The sequence below is a fragment of the Azospirillum sp. ST 5-10 genome (genome assembly GCF_051225715.1).
In the GTDB taxonomy this organism is placed as follows: domain Bacteria; phylum Pseudomonadota; class Alphaproteobacteria; order Azospirillales; family Azospirillaceae; genus Azospirillum.
The window spans coordinates 40,397-60,312 of the sequence record NZ_JBPJSP010000039.1 but is presented as its reverse complement, the minus strand read 5'-3'; the positions used below and the strand labels follow the sequence as shown (position 1 = coordinate 60,312).

The following is a 19,916-nucleotide window of genomic DNA, read 5'->3' as shown; positions in this document are numbered from 1 at the left end:
ACCCGGTGGACGTCCGGCTTCTGCAGGGCGGTCATGATCTCGGGCCAGGCGGCGAAGGCGTCGTGCCACTGGGACAGAAGCGGGGGCAGGCGGTGCTCGGCGAACTCCGCGTTCCGGCGCAGCAGGGCGACGTCCGCTTCCGTGATCTTGAATGCACTCAGCCGCTTCGCGTGATCGCTCGTGTTCTGGACGGTCGCCATCTGACCTGAGACCCCTCTTAGACTATCGGCAGTCGCCGACCACCTGCTCCCGCGGCTTTCGCAAGCATGCCGCATGCCAGCGCAAGAGGCATGAACCCCAGCGGGATGCGTTAATTCGACCCGACGAACGGCGGGCCGCTTTCTGCGCTCGATCCTCTTCTTCTCTGGTCGTCACGCTAACCACGTTGACGCCGATGAACTCGCCGCTCAAGAAAATCGGTTTGCAAATTGCACCAGCGTCGGTTTTCCTGCCGCATTCGGCAGAAAGCCGTCGCCGCCTCTGCAAGCGATGACTGCACGTCGCCCTACGGCAACGCGCCGCATTCCACGCGAGCGACAGGATGGCGGCTGACGGTGCTGTCCCCCAGACGGTGCAGGTCATCCCGACCGGTTCGAGCCGCTCGTCCGGCTTCGGCTCCTGGGTGGCCGCACGCCGGCAGGGACCGCGGACGATGACGCGACCGGTTCCAGGCAAACATGCCGCTGGCAGCACAAGGCGGTTAACGTTTCGGATTCGCAACGGTGCGCAAAGTCGGCATAGCGCGGCAGGGAGTTACAATACGTCACAATTCCACTTTTGACGTCCTGCTCCTTTTGATGGGATAGAGCATGTGCGGTTCAGGGCGAAATTCGACTGTCAGCGCCCAGTGCTCCGTTCCCGCCACTTGCTTCTGCAGGCGCGAACGGAAATGCCCGGAGGGAAATCCAACGCCGAATCCAAATCAGTCCTTGGCCGTTGATCGGCATTATTATCACCGCTGGGGGCGTCCATGAAGCCGAAGTCGTCCATCGCCACCTTTGGGGCTCAGCGCCCGCCGCCCCATCCCGGCGAGATCCTGGCCGAGAAGCTGGCGGAGATCGGCGTCTCCGTCGCGGCCCTCGCCCGGACGCTCGATGTGCCGCAGATCCAGATGGCCGAAATCGTCAACGGCGAGCGTGCGGTCACGACGGACATTGCATTGCGGCTGGGCGCCTATTTCGGAACCTCCGCCCGCTTCTGGCTGAACCTGCAGGCGGCATAAGCCGGCGAGCAAGCCGTCGGCAGCGCTCGCCGCAGGCGTCGATGGCCAGCCGCCCCCGCCATCCTCGCCGCCGCATCGGCACCGTGCCGCCCGCGCGCGGTGTGGACACGGTGGCGCACCCGACGATGCCGGCTCAATCGGATTGGCCGCCGTGCCCGCCGCCGTGCCGCCGCGCCCAGCGCTCCAGGTCGGCCGCCAGCCGGTCGACCGCCGGCCGCCAGTCCCCCGGCCCGTCCTGCCGGTAGAGGCGGAGGGTCGGGTACCAGGGGCTGTCCTCGCGGTCGACGAGCCAGCGCCAGCAGGCATCATAGCGCGACAGCACCCACACCGGCTTGCCGAGGCCGCCGGCCAGATGCGCCACCGAGGTGTCGACCGTGACCACGAGGTCGAGCTCGGCGATCAGCCCCGCCGTGTCGGCGAAATCCCCCACCTCGTCCATCCAGTCCGTCAACTCCATGCCGGGCGGCGGATGACGGGCCTGATCGGCCGCCGCGCCCTTCTGGAGGCTGACGAAGCGGACCCCTCGCACACCGGCCAAGGGTGCCAGCGCCGCCAGGGTCAGGCTGCGGCGGCGGTCCAGGACGTGCGCCGCGGCGATGTGCGGGCGTGGATCGCCCGCCCACACCAGGCCGACCCTGGCGCGCCGTTCGCCGGCCAGGCGGGTCGCCCACGGTGCCTGCCATTCCCGACGCACCGTCAGGTAAGGCCGATCGGGAATCGTCGTGACCGTGGTGCCGCAGGCGAGCGGCAGGCTCATCATCGGGCAGTGCAGGTCGAAGCCGCCGAAGGAATCGTTCATGCCATGGACGGCGGCCACGCCGGAGACGGCGCGCAGCAGCCGCGTCAAGGCGGGCTGGACCGTCAGCACCACCCGCGCGCCGCGGCGTGCGAGCAACGGGGCGTAGCGCACGAACTGCAGCGTGTCGCCATGGCCCTGCTCGGCGTGCAGCAGGATCGTCCGGCCGGCGGGATCCTCGCCATGCCAGCGCGGCACCGTCACCGGCGGGGTCGGAACGTCCGGCATCTCCCAGCGGGCCTCATAATGACGCCAGCCCCGGCCGTAGTCGCCGCTGCGCAGCAGGGACAGCGACAGGTTGAAGCGGGCGACGGCATCACCCGGACGCAGCACGAGCACGCGGGCCAGCGTCGCCGCGGATTCCGGCAGCTCGCCCCGGCACTGCTGGGCGACGCCCAAGGTGTTCATCGCCTCCGCATGGTCGGGGCGCAGCATCAGGGCCTGGCGGGCCGTCGCCGCCGCCTCGGCGAAGCGCCCCTGCTGACGCCGGACGTCGGCGGCTCCATGGAGCGCGTCGGCGTGACAGGGGTCGACCGCCACGGCCCGCCGGTAGGCGGATGCCGCCTCGTCGAGCCGGACCAATCTCGAGCAGGCGATGCCGAGGTTGCGCCACGCTTCGGCCAGCGCCGGGTCGAGGGTCAGGGCGCGGCGGAACCAGGCGCCCGCCTCCTCCGGGCGGCCGTCGCCGCAGGCCAGGGTGCCCCGGTTGTTGTGGGCGCCCGCGTCGGACGGCGTCAGAACCACGGCGTGGCGCTGACAGGCCGCCGCGGCCGGGACGTTCCCCTCCGCGCGTTCGAGGGCCGCGAGGTGATCGAGGACGTCGGCGTGGTCGGGCCGCTGCGCCAGGGCCGCCCGGAAGGCGGCGCGCGCGGCCCCCGGCCGACCGGCACGGCGCAGCATCCGCCCCAGCGCCGCGAGCGGCTCGACGGGAACCGGCGCGACGCGGACGAGGGCCCGCGCGGCCGCCAGGGCACCGCCCCCGCCGCCGTCGCCGACCGGCAGGCCGGCGATGTTGCGCAGGGCGTCGGGATAGTCCGGCCGCAGCGCCACGGCGCGGCGGTAGTGCGCGGCCGCCGCCGCCGGCTTGCCTTGCATCCGGCACGCCTCCCCGAGCGTGTTGTGATAGATGGCCGCCTCCGGGTTCATGCGCCGCGCGGCGGCGGCCTTCTCGGCCGCCACGGCCGGCCGGCCTTCCGCCAGCTCGGCCGCGGCCAGCAGGTGAAGGGCGTCGCCGTGCCCGGGCTCGCGGACCAGCATGCGGCGGTAGGCCGCCGCGGCCTCGGCCGTGCGACCGGCACGGTGCAGCGCCAGGGCCTCGGGCATCGTCTCCGGGACGCCCGCGGCGGACGGGACGGGCCGGCCGGGCCGCGCCGGAAGCAGCCGGCCGCGGTCGCCTCCCGCCAGCGCCGCCAACTCGCCGGCGACCCGCTCGAACAGGCCGTCCCAATCCCCCGGCGCCGGCTGCCGGAAGAAGCGCAGGGTCGGATACCACGGGCTGTCCTCGCGCCCCTCCAGCCAGCGCCAGCAGGAATCGAAGCGCGACAGCACCCACACCGGCTTGCCCAGCCCGCCGGCGAGGTGCGCCACCGAGGTGTCGACGGTGATGACCAGGTCGAGCCGTTCCACCAGGCCGGCGGTGTCGGCGAAGTCGCCGGCCTCGTCCATCCAGTCGACCAGGTCCATGCCCGGCGGCGGGGTCTTGGCCTGAGCGGCCGCGGCCCCCTTCTGCAGGCTGACGAACCGCACCCCCGGTATCCGCGCGAACGGCGCGAAGGCGTCCAACGGGACACTGCGACGCCGGTCGGTCAGGTTGGCGCGCACCACGCCCGGCCGCGGGTCGCCGGACCACACCAGCCCGACCCGCACCCGGCCGTCCTGCGGCAGCCTGCCCTCCCAGCGGGCGACCGCCTCGGCGGGCGCCGACAGATAGGGGCAGGCGGCCGGGATGGAATCGAGGGTCGTGCCGAACAGGCGCGGCAGACTCATCAGCGGCGCGTGCCGATCGAACGCCGGCAGCGTTTCACCGGCGCCGCACACCGCGGCGAGGCCGGGCAGGCGCGCCACCAGCCGCTTGAGGGCGGGCTGCACCAGCAGCACCACCCGCGCGCCGCGTGCCGCCAGCAGAGGGGCGTAGCGCACGAAGTGGAGGGTGTCGCCGTGGCCCTGCTCGGCGTGCAGCAGGATCGTCCGCCCGGCCGGGTCCTCCCCCTGCCAGGGTGGCCGGCCCAGGGTCGGCGCGGCGAGCTGGCGCGTCCGCCAGCGCCATTCGTACTCCTCCCAGCCCTCCGCCAGGCGGCCGGACTTCAGCAGGACGAGCGACAGGTTGAAATGGGCGTCGGCGTCGTCGGGCCGCACCTCCAGCACCGCGCGGAACGCCGTCTCCGCCTCGGCCAGGCGGCCGAGATCAAGGGCGATGATCCCGAGATTGTTGAGCGCGACGGGATGGCGCGGATTCAGGCGCAGCGCCCGTCGGCACAGCGCCTCGGCGGCGGCATGGCCGGGACGGTCGCGGGCCTCGAGCCGGCCGAGATAGGCGAGGTTCGCATGGGAGTCCGCGGCGTCGGGACACGCCGCGACGGACCGCCGCAGGCTGCGGGCCGCCACGTCGAGCCGGCCGCGCTCCAGCAGCGCGCAGGCCCGATTGTTGTGGGCGTCGGGGTAGTCGGGACGCACGCGCAGCGACCGCAGGTAGAGCGTTTCCGCCTCGTCGTGCCGCTCCATGCCCAGGCATGCGCCGCCCAAATTGTTCATGGCCTCCACGAAGGCCGGCCGCAAGGCCACCGCCCGCCGGTAGCACGCGGCCGCGGCGGCGTGGTCGCCCGCGCCCATCCGTGCGTCGCCCGCCGCCCGTTCCGCCTCGGCCAGACGGTCGGCAACCGCCGGGTCGGCCGGCGCGAGGCGCAGGGCACCGGACAGCGTGTCCCGCGCGGCGGCGGCGTCACCGGCAAGGCGATGCATGCCGGCCAGCGTCAGCCGGAGATCGAGCCCCTCCTGCCCCAGGATCACGGCCCGGATCAGCGCCGCCCGGGCGTCCGCCGGCTCGCCGATCCCGGCCAGGACGATGCCGAGGTTGCGGTGCGCCTCGCCGTAGGCCGGATGGTCCACCAGCGCCCGTCGGTAGCTGTCGGCCGCCGCCGCGGCGCCGCCCAGCAGGCGCCGTGCCTCGCCGAGGCTGTTGCGGAAGGCCGCCCGCTCGCCACCGCTGCGCAGGGCGCGGCGGAGCCACGCGACGGCCACGCCGGCCCGGCCGGACTGCAGCTCGACGAGGCCGAGCAGGTGCAGGGCATCGGCGAAGCCGGGCTCGACCGCCAGCGCGGTGCGGTACAAGCCCCCCGCAGGCCGGACACGCCCGGCCCGGTGGTCGCCGAGGGCACGCGCCACGAGGTCGCCCGGACGCGGGAGCAGCGGGCGCGGGCGGACCGGGAGGAGATCTTGCATGTCTTCTTGTGCCACAGGGCGGGCCGCCCTGTCTTGCTCCCCAGGGCCACGGGGCGACGGGAACGCGGATCCCCCACCCCCGGATCTCCGACGTCGCCCACGGGGACGGCGCCCATCGCGCCGACGGCGGCGTCCGCCGAGCCCGACGCCGCAACCGCGCTGTCAGCTGGCCCGCGACGCGGCCCGGCCGGCCGGCCCCATCCCCCTCAGTCCCGCCGCCAGATCCCCCTCCCTTCCAGCCGGTCCCGGTCGTGCGGCCGGTCGAAGTCCAGCGCCGGCCCCTTGGGGACGATCAGCGTCGGGTTGATCGCCGGATTGGTGTAGTAGCCGACCTTGATGTGGTCCAGCCTCACCGTGCCGCGCACGCCGGGCCACTGGTGGAGCTCGCGCAGGTAGTCCGACAGGTTCGGGTAGTCGTCGAGGCGCCGCAGGTTGCACTTGAAGGCGCCGTGGTAGGCCGCGTCGAAGCGCACCAGGGTGACGAAAAGGCGCCAGTCCGCCTCGGTCAGCCAGGGGCCGGCCAGGTATCGGCTCCGGGCGAGCCGCGCCTCCAGCCGGTCCAGCGTGGCGAACAGCGTGTCGAAGGCCGCGTCGTAATGGGCCTGGGTGCGGGCGAAGCCGCAGCGGTACACGCCGTTGTTCACGTTGGGATAGACGAGGTCGTTCCAGGCGTCGATCTCGGGCCGCAGCGGCTCGGGATAGAGGTCGAGCCGGTCGCCGGTCAGATGGTCGAAGGCATGATTGAGGATGCGGACGATGTCGGCCGATTCGTTGTTGACGATGCGGCCGTCCCGCCGGTCCCACAGCACCGGGACCGACACCTTGCCGGTGTAGGCGGGATCGCTGGCGGTGTAGAGCCGGTGAAGGTGGCGGAACCCGCCGACCCGCGGGCCCGCGTCCTGCTCCGTGGCGAAGACCCAGCCGTCCTCGCCGATCACCGGCTCGGCGACCGAGACGCCGACCAGCCCCTCCAGCCCCTTGAGGGCGCGGACGATCAGCGTGCGCGACGCCCAGGGGCAGAGGTACGAGACGTAGAGATGGTAGCGCCCCGCCTCGGCCGGCAGGGCATCCCGCCCCGCACCGGCGGGCCGCCCGTCCGGGGTGATCCAGGCGCGGAACCGGGTCGGCTCGCGGTGGAAGGCGCCGTCCCGGATCTCGCCCCCGGCGATGGGCCCCTTGACCCACGCGCCGTTCACCAACTGCGGCATGGTCGCCCCCCGACTCGGCAAAAGGGAGGAGCCGGCGGAACGGCCCCTCCCACGGACAACAGGCCGGCGCCCAGGACGCTCCGGCGAGGGATCGGACGGACGCCCTCTCAGGCCTTCACGGCCTCGGCTTCGATCAGCACCTGGATCTCGTCGCCGACGTTGGGGGCGCCGTACTTCATGCCGAAGTCGGTGCGCTTGATCGTCCCGCGGGCCGAGAAGCCCACCGTCTCCTTCTTGCTGGCCGGGCTGACGCCGTCCTTGTTGAAGGTCACGTCGAGCACCACCGGCTTGGTGACGCCCAGCAGGGTCAGCTCGCCGTGCAGCTTGCCGGTGTTCTCGCCGGTCTTCTCCAGCCGGGAACTGGTGAAGGTGAGGGTCGGAAACTCCTTCACATTGAAGAAGTCCGGCGACTTCAGGTGCTCGTCGCGCTTGGCGTGGTTGGTGTCGACGCTGGCCGCGTCGATGACCACGGACACCTTGCTGTTCTCCACCGCCTCCTTGTCGAAGGCGACGTCGCCCGACACCGTGTTGAAGCGGCCGATGGCGTTGGAGAAGCCGAGATGGTTGACGATGAACACCACCGCCGTGTGCGCCGGGTCCAACGTGTAGGCGACGGGGGCCGCCGCCGCGGGGGTCAGGGCGGAGAGGGCGGTGGCGGCGGCCAGGGCGGCCGCGAGGAGAACCGGTTTCATCGGACGAACGACTCCAGCACGAGGAAGGGACAGGGCATCAGTAGGGGGAGGCTTCGCCGCCGCTGAGCGCGTAGGCGGCGGCCACCGCGACCGCCGCCGGCAGGACGGCGGCCACCGTCACCGCCGCCGCCCCGGCGGCGTGGCCGAAGCCGGTGTCGGCCACCGGCAGGATGCGGCGCAGGCGGTCGGCCAGCAGGGCCGGCAGCGCCAGCACCAGGACCGCCACCGGCGCCTCGGAGAAGAAGGCCAGCACGCCGGCGAGCAGCACGGCGATGCCGAGGGCGACCCGGCCGGACATCCCCCAGCCGTGGCGTTCGACCGGCCAGTTCCACAGCAGGAAGCCGCCCGCCGCCGCCGCCAGGGCGAGCCCGAGCTGGGCGACCGAAGCCGAGGAGCCGATCAGCGCCGTGCCGCCGACCGCCAGCCCGAGGGCCAGCAGGGAGGCCGCCGGTGCGGTCGGGCCGGCGGAGCCCGCCGGCCGCGCGAAGGCGACCCACGCCGCGACCGCCAGCAGCACCGCGAGGGTCGCCACCGCCGCCGCGGAGTCGAGAACCGGAAGGCCGATCCAGACGAGCGAGGCGGCGAGCCACAGCGCCGTCAGCGGCGGCGCGATCCGCCCGTCCGGCGCCGCCGCGTCGACGGCCGCCGCGAGGGCGACGCCGGCCGCGGCGCACCAGAACAGCTTGCCCATGCTGGAGGGCGGCGGCAGGGCGGGCACCCCGACCACCAGCGTGAAGATCGCCAGGAAGCCGAGGCCGATCCCGGCGGCGGCCAGGCCGCGCCGGGCGCCGAGGGCGTGCAGGACTCCCACCGCCAGCAGGCTCGCGACCAGCGGCAGGATGCTCGACTGGACGAAGGGGTCGTGCATCAGGTCGGACATGCGCGGAACCTGCGGATGGGTGAAAGCTTCCTCTCGACCGTACGGTGTGCTTGGGTGAGCGGGAATTGGGAAGTTTTGCAAATGGCCTCTGCATGAACGAGCGGGACGACTGGGACGACCTCCGCCACCTGCTGGCCGTGGCGCGCCACGGCTCCCTGTCGGCGGCGGCGCGCGCCCTGGGTGTCAACCACAGCACCGTGCTGCGGCGGATCACCGCGCTCGAGGAGGCGATGGGCGTGCGCCTGTTCGACCGGCTGCCCGGCGGCTACGCGCTGACCGCGGCCGGCGACGAGATGCACCGGGTGGCGCAGAAGGTGGAGGAGGATCTCGCCGCGGCGAACCGCCGCCTGTCGGGCCGCGACGCCCAGATCGGCGGGGTGCTGCGGGTCACCACCGTCGACATCGTCGCCCTGCACGTCCTGCCCCGCCACCTTGCGGCGTTCGGCCGCCGCCACCCGGAGCTGCGCATCGACCTGATGATCGCCGAGGCCTCCCTCAGCCTGACCCGGCGCGAGGCCGACGTCGCCATCCGCTCGACCAACCGGCCGCCGGAGAACCTGGTGGGCCGGGCGGTCTCCGGCCTCGCCTTCGCCGTCTACGGCGCGGCGCCGTACCTGGAGGGGGCGGCGCCGGCCGCGGAGCCGGCGGACCACGCCTGGGTGGTCCTCGACGAATCCTTCGACCACACCGCCCTGGGACGCTGGCACAAGAAGACCGTCCCGGACGAACGGATCGGCCTGCGGGTGAACTCCGTCGCCGCGGCGGTGGAGGCGGTGCGGGCGGGAGCGGGACTCGGCTTGCTGCCCTGCGGCCTGGCCGACCGCGACCCGCTCATGCGCCGCCTCGGCGCGCCGGTTGCCGAGGTGGCGACGAGGATCTGGCTGCTGACCCACGAGGACCTGCGGCAGATGGGCCGGGTGCGGGCCTTCCTCGACGCCATGGCCGACGCCTTCGCCGACGAGCGCGACCTTCTGGAAGGACGCCGCGGCGGCTGACCCGCCGGCCGGTCCGGCCGGCCGGCGGCGGCCGCGTCAGCGGGCCTCGGCCGTTCCCTGCATCGGCGGGATCCCCCCGCCGTTGCGCTCCATCTCCGCCTTGAGCGCGGCGGCGAGACGGCGGAAGGTCTCCTTGCGCCCGGAGGTGCGCCGCCACACCAGGCCGATCCGCCGGTAGGGCCGCTCCCCGCTCAGCGGCCGCACGGCGAGGTCGAGGCCGCGCAGGATGCCGGAATCGACCGCCATCTGCGGCAGCAGGGTCACCCCCAGGCCGTTGGCCACCATCTGCACCAGCGTGTGCAGGCTGGTGCCCTGGAACGCCGCGTTGCGCCGCCCGTCCTCCAGCGAGCAGGCGGCCAGCGCGTGGTCGCGCAGGCAGTGGCCGTCCTCCAGCAACAGCAGGTCGTCCACCGCCACGTCGGCGGGATGGGCCGAGGCCGAGCGGCACAGCCTGTGGCCCGGCGGGCAGACGACGGAGAAGCGGTCGACGGCGATGTCCGCCGACTCGACGTCGCCCGACGGGTACGGCAGGGCCAGCAGGGCGGCGTCCAGCTCGCCGGTGTCGAGCCGCTCCAGCAGGCGCGCCGTCTGGTCCTCGCGCAGGAACAGCTTGAGCTGGGGGAAGGTTGCCCGCAGCCCCGGCATGACGCGGGGAATCAGGAACGGCCCGATGGTCGGGATCACCCCGAGGTGGAGGGGGCCGGCCATCGGGTCCTCGGTGGCGCGGACGATGTCGACCAGGTCCTCGGCGCCCTTCAGCAGGTCGCGCGCCCGTTCCGCGACCTCGCGGCCGAGCGGCGTCGGCATCACGGAGCGCCGCGTGCGCTCCAAGAGCGGCGCGCCCAGGAGCTCCTCCAGCTCCTGCACGCCGGCGCTGAGGGTGGACTGGCTGACGTGGCAGGCCTGTGCCGCCTGGCCGAAATGGCAACGGTCGACGACGGCGACCAGATAACGGAGCTGGCGCAGGGTGGGGAGCGGTCTCATGCCGCCATTCTAATCGACTCAGTCGATCAATGCGATCTGAATTTTCCGCTTTTTGCGACGCAAGATTCCCCCTATTTTCGCTGCGGGCAACGGGCTGAGGAAAGCCGCCCCCTGGCAATCGGTCCCTGTTCGCGGACTCCTGGGAAGGCCGCGGCCGGCGGAACGGGCGACAGGATCGCGAGCGTTCCAAACTGTTTACACAACGGAGCATTATAATGTCGCTGATCAACACCGAAATCAAGCCCTTCAAGGCCACCGCCTTCAAGAACGGCAAGTTCATCGAGGTCACCGACGCCGACCTGAAGGGCAAGTGGTCGGTCGTGTTCTTCTATCCCGCTGATTTCACGTTCGTGTGCCCGACCGAGCTGGAGGACCTGGCCGACAACTACGGGGCGTTCCAGAAGCTCGGCGTCGAGATCTACAGCGTGTCGACCGACACGCACTTCTGCCACAAGGCCTGGCACGACACCTCGCCGGCGATCCGCAAGATCGAGTACACCATGGTCGGCGACCCGACCCTGGCGATCTCCCGCAACTTCGAAGTGCTGATCGAGGAAGCCGGCCTGGCCGACCGCGGCACCTTCGTCGTCGACCCCGACGGCAAGATCCAGATCATGGAGATCACCGCCGGCGGCGTCGGCCGCAGCGCCACCGAGCTGCTGCGCAAGATCAAGGCCGCCCAGTACGTCGCCGCCCACCCGGGCGAGGTGTGCCCGGCGAAGTGGGAGGAAGGCGAGAAGACCCTCGCCCCGTCGCTGGACCTGGTCGGCAAGATCTGAGTCCCGGCCGCGCCGCGGCCAAAAGCGATCCGGACCATCGCCGTCCCTGGGCCCGGACCCGTCCGGGCCCAGGGTGCGACGGAGCCAGTGCCGCGCGGGTCTGCCGCGCGGGTCTGCCGGCGTGGGACCGGCTCATCGAGAAGACCTGCCTGGGGGACCCATCGCCATGTTGGATGACACTGTAAAGGGCCAGCTCAAGGCCTATTTCGAGCGCATCACGCAGCCGGTCGAGCTTGTCGCCAGCCTGGACGATGGCGCCAAGTCGCAGGAGATGCTGACGCTGCTGCAGGAGATCGCGGCGCTGTCGGACAGGATCACCCTGGTCCGCCGCGACGACGATCCCCGCAAGCCGTCCTTCGCGATCAACCGCGCCGGCACCGGGATCGGCGTGCGGTTCGCCGGGCTGCCCATGGGGCACGAATTCAATTCCCTGATCCTCGCCCTGCTCCAGGTCGGCGGCCACCCGCCCAAGGAGTCGGCCGAGGTGATCGAACAGGTCAAGGCGCTCGACGGCGACTTCCGGTTCGAGACCTACTTCTCGCTGTCGTGCCAGAACTGCCCCGACGTGGTGCAGGCGCTGAACCTGCTCAGCGTGCTCAACCCGCGGATCAAGCACGTCGCCATCGACGGCGCCCTGTTCAAGGACGAGGTCGAGGCGCGCAAGGTGATGGCCGTGCCGTCGGTCTACCTCAACGGCGAGCCGTTCGCCCAGGGCCGCATGGGCCTGGAGCAGATCCTCGCCAAGCTCGACACCGGCGCCGAGGCGCGCGCCGCCGAGGCCATCAAGGGCAAGGAGGCCTTCGACGTGCTGGTGATCGGCGGCGGCCCGGCCGGCGCCGCGGCGGCGATCTACGCCGCCCGCAAAGGCATCCGCACCGGCATCGCCGCCGAGCGGTTCGGCGGCCAGGTCCTCGACACCATGGCGATCGAGAACTTCATCTCGGTGCCGCACACCGAGGGCCCGAAGCTGGCGGCCGCCCTGGAGCAGCACGTCAAGGACTACGAGGTCGACATCATGAACCTGCAGCGCGCCGAGGCGCTGGTGCCGGCCAAGGCGCCGGGCGGGCTCATCGAGGTCAGGCTGGCCAACGGCGCCTCGCTCACGTCGAAGACGGTGATCCTCTCCACCGGTGCGCGCTGGCGGCAGATGAACGTCCCCGGCGAGAACGAGTACCGCAACAAGGGCGTGGCCTACTGCCCGCACTGCGACGGCCCGCTCTTCAAGGGCAAGCGCACGGCGGTGATCGGCGGCGGCAACTCGGGCGTCGAGGCGGCCATCGACCTGGCCGGCATCGTCGCCCACGTCACCCTGATCGAGTTCGACAGCCAGCTCCGCGCCGACGCCGTGCTGCAGCGCAAGCTGCGCAGCCTGCCCAACGTCACCGTGATCGTCTCGGCGCAGACCACCGAGGTGCACGGCGACGGCGACAAGGTCACCGGCCTCACCTACAAGGACCGGGCGAGCGGCGACCTCAAGCGGATCGACCTGGAAGGCATCTTCGTGCAGATCGGCCTGGTGCCCAACACCGAGTGGCTGAAGGGCACGCTGGCGCTGTCGCCGCGCGGCGAGATCGAGGTGGACGCCCGCGGCCAGACCTCGGTGCCCGGCGTGTTCGCCGCCGGCGACGCCACCACGGTGCCCTACAAGCAGATCGTCATCGCCATGGGCGAGGGCGCCAAGGCGGCGCTGTCCGCCTTCGACCACCTGATCCGCATGGTCCCGGCCAACGAGTCGGTGGCCGCCTGACGGCGGGCCGGCACCGGACGAACAGCGGCCCGGCGGCAACGCCGGGCCGTTCCTTCATGGCGCCTCGGCGCCCGTATCCTTGGCGTTGCTCTGCAGCCAGACCTGCAGCAGACCCGTCTCCTCGCGGTCGAGGCGGGTCAGGCGCTTCATGGCGTTGAGGTTGCCGATCCAGGCATCGGCGGTGTAGGCGTCCGGCGCGTAGGGCGTGTGGCACAGGGTGCAGTTGGCGTCATAGATCGTCGCGGCGTAATCCCACAGGGCGTCGCGGTCGGCGGCGTAGCCGTCGGCGCGGGTCCAGGCGACCAGGCGCACCTCGGTCCAGTCCCGGCCGGTGTCGGCGTCGGCCACCGTGCGCAACGGCTCGAGCCGGGCGACGGCCGCCGCCTCGAGCCGGGCGCGCGGGATGCGCCGGCCCAGGCGGGCGTACAGCGTGTCGCCCGAGCCGCCGCGCTGCCAGCCCGTGATCTCCACCCGCAGGAAGCCGCCCTCGGCCGCCAGCACCTTGACCGGCGTGGCCGCGGCGATCTCCCCCTGCGGCGGCGCCCCCGCCGCCCCCGCCGCCCCCGCCGCCTCCAGGAGATCGAGGCCGGTGAGCGCGTACGCCGTGGCGCCGGGCGCCGGCGTGCGCGTCTTCGCCGCCGCGAGCAGGTCGGCGAAGATCCGCCGGTGCCCCGCGTCGATGTCGGGAAACTTATGGGCGATGCCCTTGTGGCAGTCGATGCAGGTCTTCCCCGCCTTCATCGCGTCCGGCATGGTCGAGGCCGCCTTGGCCGACTGCTTGTGGAAGTCCATCGCCGCGAAGGAGTGGCAGTTGCGGCACTCCCGGCTGTCGGAAGCGCGCATGCGGTCCCATTCGTGGCGCGCCAGCTCGTGGCGCTTGGCCTCGAACTTCTCCGGCGTGTCGATGGTGCCGACCAGCCAGTGATAGAGCTCCTTGGTCGCGTACACCTTGCGGACGAGCTTGTGCGTCCAGTCCCGCGGCACGTGGCAGTCGGCACAGACCGCGCGCACGCCGGAGGCGTTCTGGAAGTGCACGCTCTTCTGGTATTCCTGATAGACGGTGTCGCGCATCTCATGGCACGAGATGCAGAAGTCGAGGCTGTTCGTCGCCTCCATCGCGGTGTTGAAGGCGCCCCAGCCGACCACGCCCACGGCGACGCCGGCGACGCCCACCAGCGCGAGCGTGCTCCGCCAGCGCGACCGAACCCAAGCCAGAACCATGACCGATCGCTCCCGATCGTTGCACCGGCGGCCGCCCGACGCGGCACCGGCAGCCGAGACGCGCGGGGGCCGGACGGCGTGCCTGCCGTCCGGCCCCCTCTCATCCGGGACGCTGCGTCGCGAACGCGATCCCCTGCCTCATCCGATCAGTCGAACGGCTTCGGCAGCGGGGTCTTGTCGGTCGACGGCGGCAGGATCGGCAGCGCGAAGCTCGGCTGGTCGCCGGTCAGCGTGTGGAGGAACGCGACGATCTTGGCGTTCTCGGAGTCGGAGAACTTCCGGCCGAGCTGGATACGGCCCATGACGTCCACCGCCTGCGTCAGGGTCGTCGCCTGGCCGTCGTGGAAGTACGGGTAGGTCAGCTCGACGTTGCGCAGCGTCGGCACCTTGAAGTTGAAGCGGTCCGCCTCCTCCTTGGTCACGGCGACGCGGCCTTCGGCCGGGTTGGTGGTCTGGTAGGGCTCCATCACGCCCATCTTCTGGAACGTGTTGCCGCCGGCGGCCGCCCCGTTGTGGCAGGCGGTGCAGCCGGAATCGCGGAACAGCTCGTAACCCTCCAGCTCGTCGTTGGTCAGGGCCGTCTTGTCGCCCTTGAGCCACTTGTCGAAGCGCGAGTTGGGCGTGACCAGGGTCTCCTCGAAGGCGGCGATCGCCCGCGTCACCTCCTCGATGGTGATCTGCTCCTGGCCGAACACCGTCTTGAACTCGTTGACGTAGCCGGGGATCGAGGAGAGCAGCGTGACGGCCAGGGCGTGGGTGAAGGCCATTTCGCCGGGGTTGGCGATCGGCCCGCCCGCCTGGTCCTGCAGGGTCATGGCCCGGCCGTCCCAGAACTGGGCAACGTTGAGGCTGGCGTTGAGCACCGTCGGCGCGTTGATCGGACCCTGCGTCCAGTTGTGGCCGATCGACGTCTTCAGGTTGTCGGAACCGCCCATCGACAGGTTGTGGCAGGAGTTGCAGGAGATGAATCCGGACTTCGACAGCCGCGGGTCGAAGTAAAGCTTCTTACCCAGTTCCACGAGGCTCGGGTTCGCGACCTTCGCCGGCTCGATCGGCTGGATCGGCTCGTCCATCGCGGCGGTGGCACCCCCCGCTCCACCGACCACGACGGCCAGCATGGCCGCTACCGAAAGCGCATGACGCTTGGACATGTCCTGCTCCCTAAGGGTTCTAAGTTAGTGGGAACCGCGCTGATATCGTTGGGAGTTTAGATATCGGAACCGGCCTTCGCGCCCGGCTGGATGCCGCGCGTCAATTTGCCCCAGGCCGGGATGACCGCCGTCAAGGCGGTCCGGCCGGTCGCCACCGCCACCGACGCTCCGGCACCGCGACGGTGGCGGCGGCGGAACGAACCTCTATATTCCCTGGACCATCCGCTTGTCCGGCAAAGGGGATCCGCGTTTTGAAGGCCTTGCGCAGCGTGCTTCCGGCGACGGCCGGCCTGGTGCTCCTCACGGCGGCGGCGATGGCGCAGGACGACGGGTCGCGCAGCGGCGTCCGCGGCTGGATCGCCGGCACCATCGAGAAGCTCGTCTCCGGCCCCGACCTGCAGGTCCGCATCGGCGAGATCAGCGGCTTCGTGCCCTTCAACTTCCGGGTCTCGACGGTGTCGGTCGCCGACCGCGACGGGGAGTGGCTGCGCCTGGAAGGGCTGCACCTCAACCTCGCCCCGTCGGCCCTGTTCTCCGGCCGGCTCGGCGCCGACGCGATCGAGGCGGCGCGCGTGGTGGTCGAGCGCGCCCCGGCGGCGTCCGCCGCCGCGCCGCCGCCGGAGGAGGAGCCGGGCGGTCCGGCGTCCCTGCTTCCCGACCTGCCCATCGGCGTGCAGGTCGACCGGCTGGCGGTGGACGAGCTGCGGCTGGGCGCGCCGCTGCTGGGCGAGGCCGCGGTCCTCAGGATCGCCGGCCGGGACATCGTGCTGAGCTCCGGCGGATCGGCGGTGTCGGCCGACCTGGACGTCGAGCGCATCGACGACAAGCCCGGCCAAGCCAGCCTGGACGTCGCCTTCCGGCCGGAGGACCAGACCCTCGACCTCGGCCTCCAGGTGTCGGAACCGGCCGGCGGCGTCATCGCCCGGGCGGCCGGGCTGCCGGGCCTGCCGCCGGTGGAGGTGCGCGTCGACGGCAGCGGCACCCTGGCGGACTGGCGGGGAACGCTCGTCGCCGCCGCCGCCGACCTGCTGCTGAACGCCGAGGCGACCATCCGCGCCGAGAACGGCGGCCATCGCCTCGCCCTGGACGCCGGCGGGAACCTCGCCCCGCTGGTCGCCGCCTACGCCGGCCCCGACATGGCGCCGCTGGTGGGCGGGGAGCCGCGGGTGCACGCCGAGGTCCTGGTCGGCGCGGACGGCGCGCTCACCCTGCAGCCGGTCACCGCCACGCTGGCCGCCGGCACCGCCACCCTGTCCGGGACCATCGGCCCGCAGTTCGAACGGGTCGCCCTGGACTACGAGATCACCGCCGGACCGCAATCGGCCCTTCACGGCATGGTCGCCACCCCGACCTGGGACACCGCCACATTGACCGGCCGCGCCGAAGGCCCCCTGACGGCGCTCGCCGCCACCCTCCAGGCCCGGCTCACCGGCCTCGACGCCGGCGACCCCGCGCTCGCCCCGGCGATCGGCGACCGGCTGGAGGCGAGCGCCGACGCCACCGTGCACACCGGCACCGGCCGCATCGAGCTGACGCGCGCCGTGATCACGGCGGGCGCCGGCACGGCCACCCTGGACGGCACCGTCGGCAACTGGGGCGAGACCGTCGACGCCGTGCTCGGCCTCGCGCTGCCCGATCTCGCCCGTCTGTCGGCGCTCGCCGGCCAGCCGCTGTCCGGCGCCGCCGAGCTGCGGGGGCCCCTCACCGTGGCGTCCGGCAACGCCGTGCGGGCCGAGCTGACCGGCTCCGTCCGCGATCTCCGGACCGGCACGCCGGCCGACCCGCTGCTGGGCGACGCGGTCGGCGTCGCCGTGACCGCCGGCCTCGGCGCCGACGGCGCGGTCCGTCTGGAGCGGCTGACGGTGGACGGCGCCGAGGCCAAACTCAGCGCCGAGGCCACCCTGGCGGACGGCCGGCTCGATGCGGCGGCACGGGTCGCGCTGCCGCGGCTGGCGGCCGTCGGCGACGCGGTCGGCACGCCGATGCAGGGCGCCGCCACCGTGGAGGCCACCGCCTCCGGCCCCCTCGACGCCCTGCAGGCCCGCGCGGCGGTCGACGCGCGCGGGCTGGAGGCGGCCGGACGCCGCTTCGGCGACACCACGCTGACCGCCACCGCCGGCGATCTGGCCCGGCGGCCGAACGGCCGCGTCGAGGCGCAGGCGCAACTGGCCGGGCTCGGGCTGCGGCTGCAGACGGCCTACGCGCTCGACGGCAACGCCCTGCGCCTGTCGGACCTGGCGGTCGCCGGCGGCCGCAACCGGGTGAGCGGCGAGGCGACGGTCGCCCTCGACACCCTGACCGCGACGGGCAGGCTGAACGGCGCGCTGCCCGAGCTGCGGGCCTTGTCGGAACTGGCCGGCATGGACCTGCAGGGCGACGCCTCCTTCACCGTGGCGCTCGACGGCAGCGGCGGCGAGCAGGCGGCGACCCTGGAGGCCCGCGCCGCCGGACTGCGGGTGGCGCAGCCGGGCGAGGACCTGCTGGCGGCCCGCCGCCTCACCGTCTCGGCGCAGGTGCAGCGGGCGCTGACCGCGCCGTCCGGCAAGGCGCAGGTGCGCCTCGACGACGGCACGCTCGCCGGCACCGCGGTGACCCGCCTCACCGCCAGCGCCGACGGCGACCCGACCCGCGCCGCCTTCCAGGCGAAGGCGGAGGCGCCGGGGCCGGACGGTCTGAACGCGGAGCTCGCCGGCACCTTGGAAGCGGCGGGCGCCGTCACCACGGTCCGTCTCGACCGGCTGCGCGCCAGCGCCCACGGCGAGAGCGTGCGCCTGGCCGGACCGGCCCGTCTGGAGATCGGGACCGAGCGCTACGTCGTGGCGGACCTGCGGCTGGTCAGCGGCAACGCCCGGCTCGCCGCCGACGCCGGTCTCGTCGAGGGCCGGCTGAACGGATCGGTCCGCCTCGACCGCATCCCGCTGGCGCTGGCCCGGCTCGCCGCCCCCGACCTGCCGGTCGAAGGAACCTTGAACGCCAGCGCCGATCTCGGCGGCACCCTGGCGGCGCCGCGGGTCGACGCCCGCCTCCGCCTGGACGGCGTGCGCGCCCGGCAGATCGAGGAGGCCGGGATCGCCGGACTCGACGCCAGCGTCCAGGCGAACTGGCGCGACGCGCGCCTGACCGTTTCCGGGACGGTGCAGCCCCACGGCCGGTCCGACGCCCTCGCCCTGCGGGGCTCGGTCCCGCTGGTGATGGACCCGCAGACCATGGTGCCGGCGGTGCCGCCGGGCAGCCGGGTGGATGCGGCGGTGACCGGCAACGTCCAACTCGCCCAGTTCAACGACCTGCTGGCGACCACCGGCGACCGCATGGCCGGCCGCATCGGGCTGAACGTCACGGTGGGGGGAACGTTGGACGACCCGGCGGTCGGCGGCACCGTCACGATCGCCGACGCGCGCTACGAGAACCGCGCGTCGGGCGCGGTGCTGACCGGGATCGACGGCCGGATCGTCGGTTCGGGCGACGTCTTCCGGATCGAGAGCCTCGGCGGCCGGACGCCGGGCGGCGGCGGCTTCCGCGTCGCCGGCACCGTGGCGCCGGCGGCCGACCAGGTGTTCGACCTCACGGTCACCCTGAACGACGCGGCCCTGCTGCAGACCGACCTCGTGAGCGCCGCCTTCGACGCCGACCTGACGCTGACCGGCACCCTGGACCGCTCCGTGCTGGCCGGCCCGATCCGCATCGTCCGTGCCAACGTCCGCATTCCCGACAGTTCGCCGCCGGAGGTCGTCGACCTCGACGTCGTCGAGGTCGGGCGCGGGCGGCGGGCGCCGGTGCCGGAGCGCAAGCCCGGCCAGCCGGAGGCCGCCACGGCGCCGGCGGCGGACAACGCCGCCTTCACCTTGGCCCTCGACATGACGGTGGCGGCGCGCAACCAGATCTTCGTGCGCGGGCGCGGCCTGGACGCCCAGTTCTCCGGCGACCTGAGGATCGGCGGCACCGCCGACCGGCCGGCGGTCGACGGGCGCCTCGTCATGGTGCGCGGCGACCTCGACGTGCTGGGGCAGACCTTCGGATTCCAGCGCGGCATCATCGCCTTCGACGGCAATTGGCCGGTCGATCCCGGCCTCGACCTGGTGGCGCAGGCGACCGCCAACGACGTGACCGCCGAGATCCAGGTGTCCGGCCGCGCCAGCCGGCCGCAGATCGAGCTGTCGTCGCCCCAGGGTCTGCCCCAGGACGAGGTGCTGGCCCGCGTCCTGTTCGGCAAGCCGCTGAACCGCCTGAGCGCCTTCGAGGCGGTGCAGATCGCCCGGTCGGCGGCGGACCTCGCCGGAGTCGGCGGCGGCGCCGGCTTCGTCGATCGGCTGCGCGAGGGGCTCGGCATCGACCGGCTGGAGTTCGTCCAGGGGACCAACGGCAGCCCCGGCGGCGTCGAGGCCGGACGCTACGTCAGCGACCGCGTCTACGTCGGCATCGAGCAGGGCATCGGCCCCGCCCAGAGCCGCGCCCGCGTGGAGGTGGACGTCACCGACAACATCAAGGCCGAGGCCGGCGTCGGCGCCAACGCCGACACGCAGGTCGGCGTCACCTTCGAGTGGAACTACTGACGCCGCGCCATCGCCGGGAACGCCGCCGGCCCGGCGCGACCGGGTCTGCTCCGCCGCCGGCCGGGCCACCGCCCGAACGCATCGGCGCGGCGAACGGTGCGCGGGGGCGGCGTGGCCGACCGCGGCACCAAATGCCGCAGGCCGGCGCCGGCCGCCTTCCTTGAAGAGGCGGGCCCGCTCGGCCTACCGTCGTGAGGCGAAGACGGCGCCGCTGCCGCGCCCGTCGTTCCCGGCGCCTGGAGACCAGGCCGGA

Annotated in this window: 12 protein-coding genes and 1 pseudogene; 5 read left to right on the top strand and 8 right to left on the bottom strand. The window is 73.0% G+C overall.

What is annotated here, in order from left to right; genetic code table 11:
- A pseudogene (locus tag ACSBPG_RS28585) lies at positions 1–200 on the bottom strand (globin-coupled sensor protein); the annotation flags it as partial.
- Positions 201–970: 770 nt separating this feature from the next.
- Here ACSBPG_RS28585 and ACSBPG_RS28580 point away from each other — a divergent pair.
- Positions 971–1,222: a HigA family addiction module antitoxin gene (locus tag ACSBPG_RS28580; RefSeq protein WP_435540649.1), complete on the top strand. Its 252-nt coding sequence runs from the start codon at positions 971–973 to the stop codon at positions 1,220–1,222.
- A 133-nt stretch (positions 1,223–1,355) separates the two neighbouring features.
- On the opposite strand, the gene ACSBPG_RS28575 is transcribed toward ACSBPG_RS28580, so the two are convergent.
- From ACSBPG_RS28575 to ACSBPG_RS28560, 4 genes are all read right to left on the bottom strand, one after another.
- Positions 1,356–5,456 (bottom strand): tetratricopeptide repeat protein, encoded by a 4,101-nt coding sequence (locus tag ACSBPG_RS28575; RefSeq protein WP_435540648.1) that lies wholly within the window; start codon positions 5,454–5,456, stop codon positions 1,356–1,358.
- 206 nt (positions 5,457–5,662) lie between these two features.
- Positions 5,663–6,664: a glutathione S-transferase family protein gene (locus ACSBPG_RS28570; RefSeq protein ID WP_435540647.1), complete on the bottom strand. Its 1,002-nt coding sequence runs from the start codon at positions 6,662–6,664 to the stop codon at positions 5,663–5,665.
- A 107-nt stretch (positions 6,665–6,771) separates the two neighbouring features.
- The gene (locus ACSBPG_RS28565; RefSeq protein ID WP_435540646.1) at positions 6,772–7,356 is read right to left on the bottom strand and encodes a YceI family protein; all 585 of its coding nucleotides are present in this window, start codon (positions 7,354–7,356) and stop codon (positions 6,772–6,774) included.
- A 37-nt stretch (positions 7,357–7,393) separates the two neighbouring features.
- Positions 7,394–8,236, bottom strand: coding sequence for a hypothetical protein (locus tag ACSBPG_RS28560; RefSeq protein WP_435540645.1), 843 nt, complete (start codon positions 8,234–8,236; stop codon positions 7,394–7,396).
- A 92-nt stretch (positions 8,237–8,328) separates the two neighbouring features.
- Between ACSBPG_RS28560 and ACSBPG_RS28555 the strand changes: the two genes are divergently transcribed.
- Entirely contained in the window at positions 8,329–9,231 is a 903-nt protein-coding gene (locus ACSBPG_RS28555; RefSeq protein ID WP_435540644.1) for a LysR family transcriptional regulator, read from the top strand.
- Between the two features lie 36 nt (positions 9,232–9,267).
- Here the strand turns inward: ACSBPG_RS28555 and ACSBPG_RS28550 are convergent, their stop codons facing one another.
- Positions 9,268–10,215, bottom strand: coding sequence for a hydrogen peroxide-inducible genes activator (locus ACSBPG_RS28550; protein WP_435540643.1), 948 nt, complete (start codon positions 10,213–10,215; stop codon positions 9,268–9,270).
- A 215-nt stretch (positions 10,216–10,430) separates the two neighbouring features.
- Between ACSBPG_RS28550 and ahpC the strand changes: the two genes are divergently transcribed.
- A complete protein-coding gene (ahpC, locus tag ACSBPG_RS28545) occupies positions 10,431–10,994 on the top strand; it encodes an alkyl hydroperoxide reductase subunit C (RefSeq protein ID WP_435540642.1) in 564 nt (187 codons plus the stop codon).
- Between the two features lie 166 nt (positions 10,995–11,160).
- Entirely contained in the window at positions 11,161–12,741 is a 1,581-nt protein-coding gene (ahpF, locus tag ACSBPG_RS28540; RefSeq protein ID WP_435540641.1) for an alkyl hydroperoxide reductase subunit F, read from the top strand.
- 54 nt (positions 12,742–12,795) lie between these two features.
- Here ahpF and ACSBPG_RS28535 read toward each other — a convergent pair whose 3' ends face one another.
- A complete protein-coding gene (locus ACSBPG_RS28535) occupies positions 12,796–13,962 on the bottom strand; it encodes a NapC/NirT family cytochrome c (RefSeq protein WP_435540640.1) in 1,167 nt (388 codons plus the stop codon).
- A 146-nt stretch (positions 13,963–14,108) separates the two neighbouring features.
- Positions 14,109–15,113: a cytochrome-c peroxidase gene (locus ACSBPG_RS28530; RefSeq protein ID WP_435540639.1), complete on the bottom strand. Its 1,005-nt coding sequence runs from the start codon at positions 15,111–15,113 to the stop codon at positions 14,109–14,111.
- 251 nt (positions 15,114–15,364) lie between these two features.
- On the opposite strand from ACSBPG_RS28530, the gene ACSBPG_RS28525 reads away from it, so the two are divergent.
- On the top strand, positions 15,365–19,663 hold the full coding sequence (locus ACSBPG_RS28525) for a translocation/assembly module TamB domain-containing protein (protein ID WP_435540638.1): 4,299 nt from the start codon (positions 15,365–15,367) through the stop codon (positions 19,661–19,663).
- The last annotated feature ends 253 nt before the right edge of the window (positions 19,664–19,916 follow it).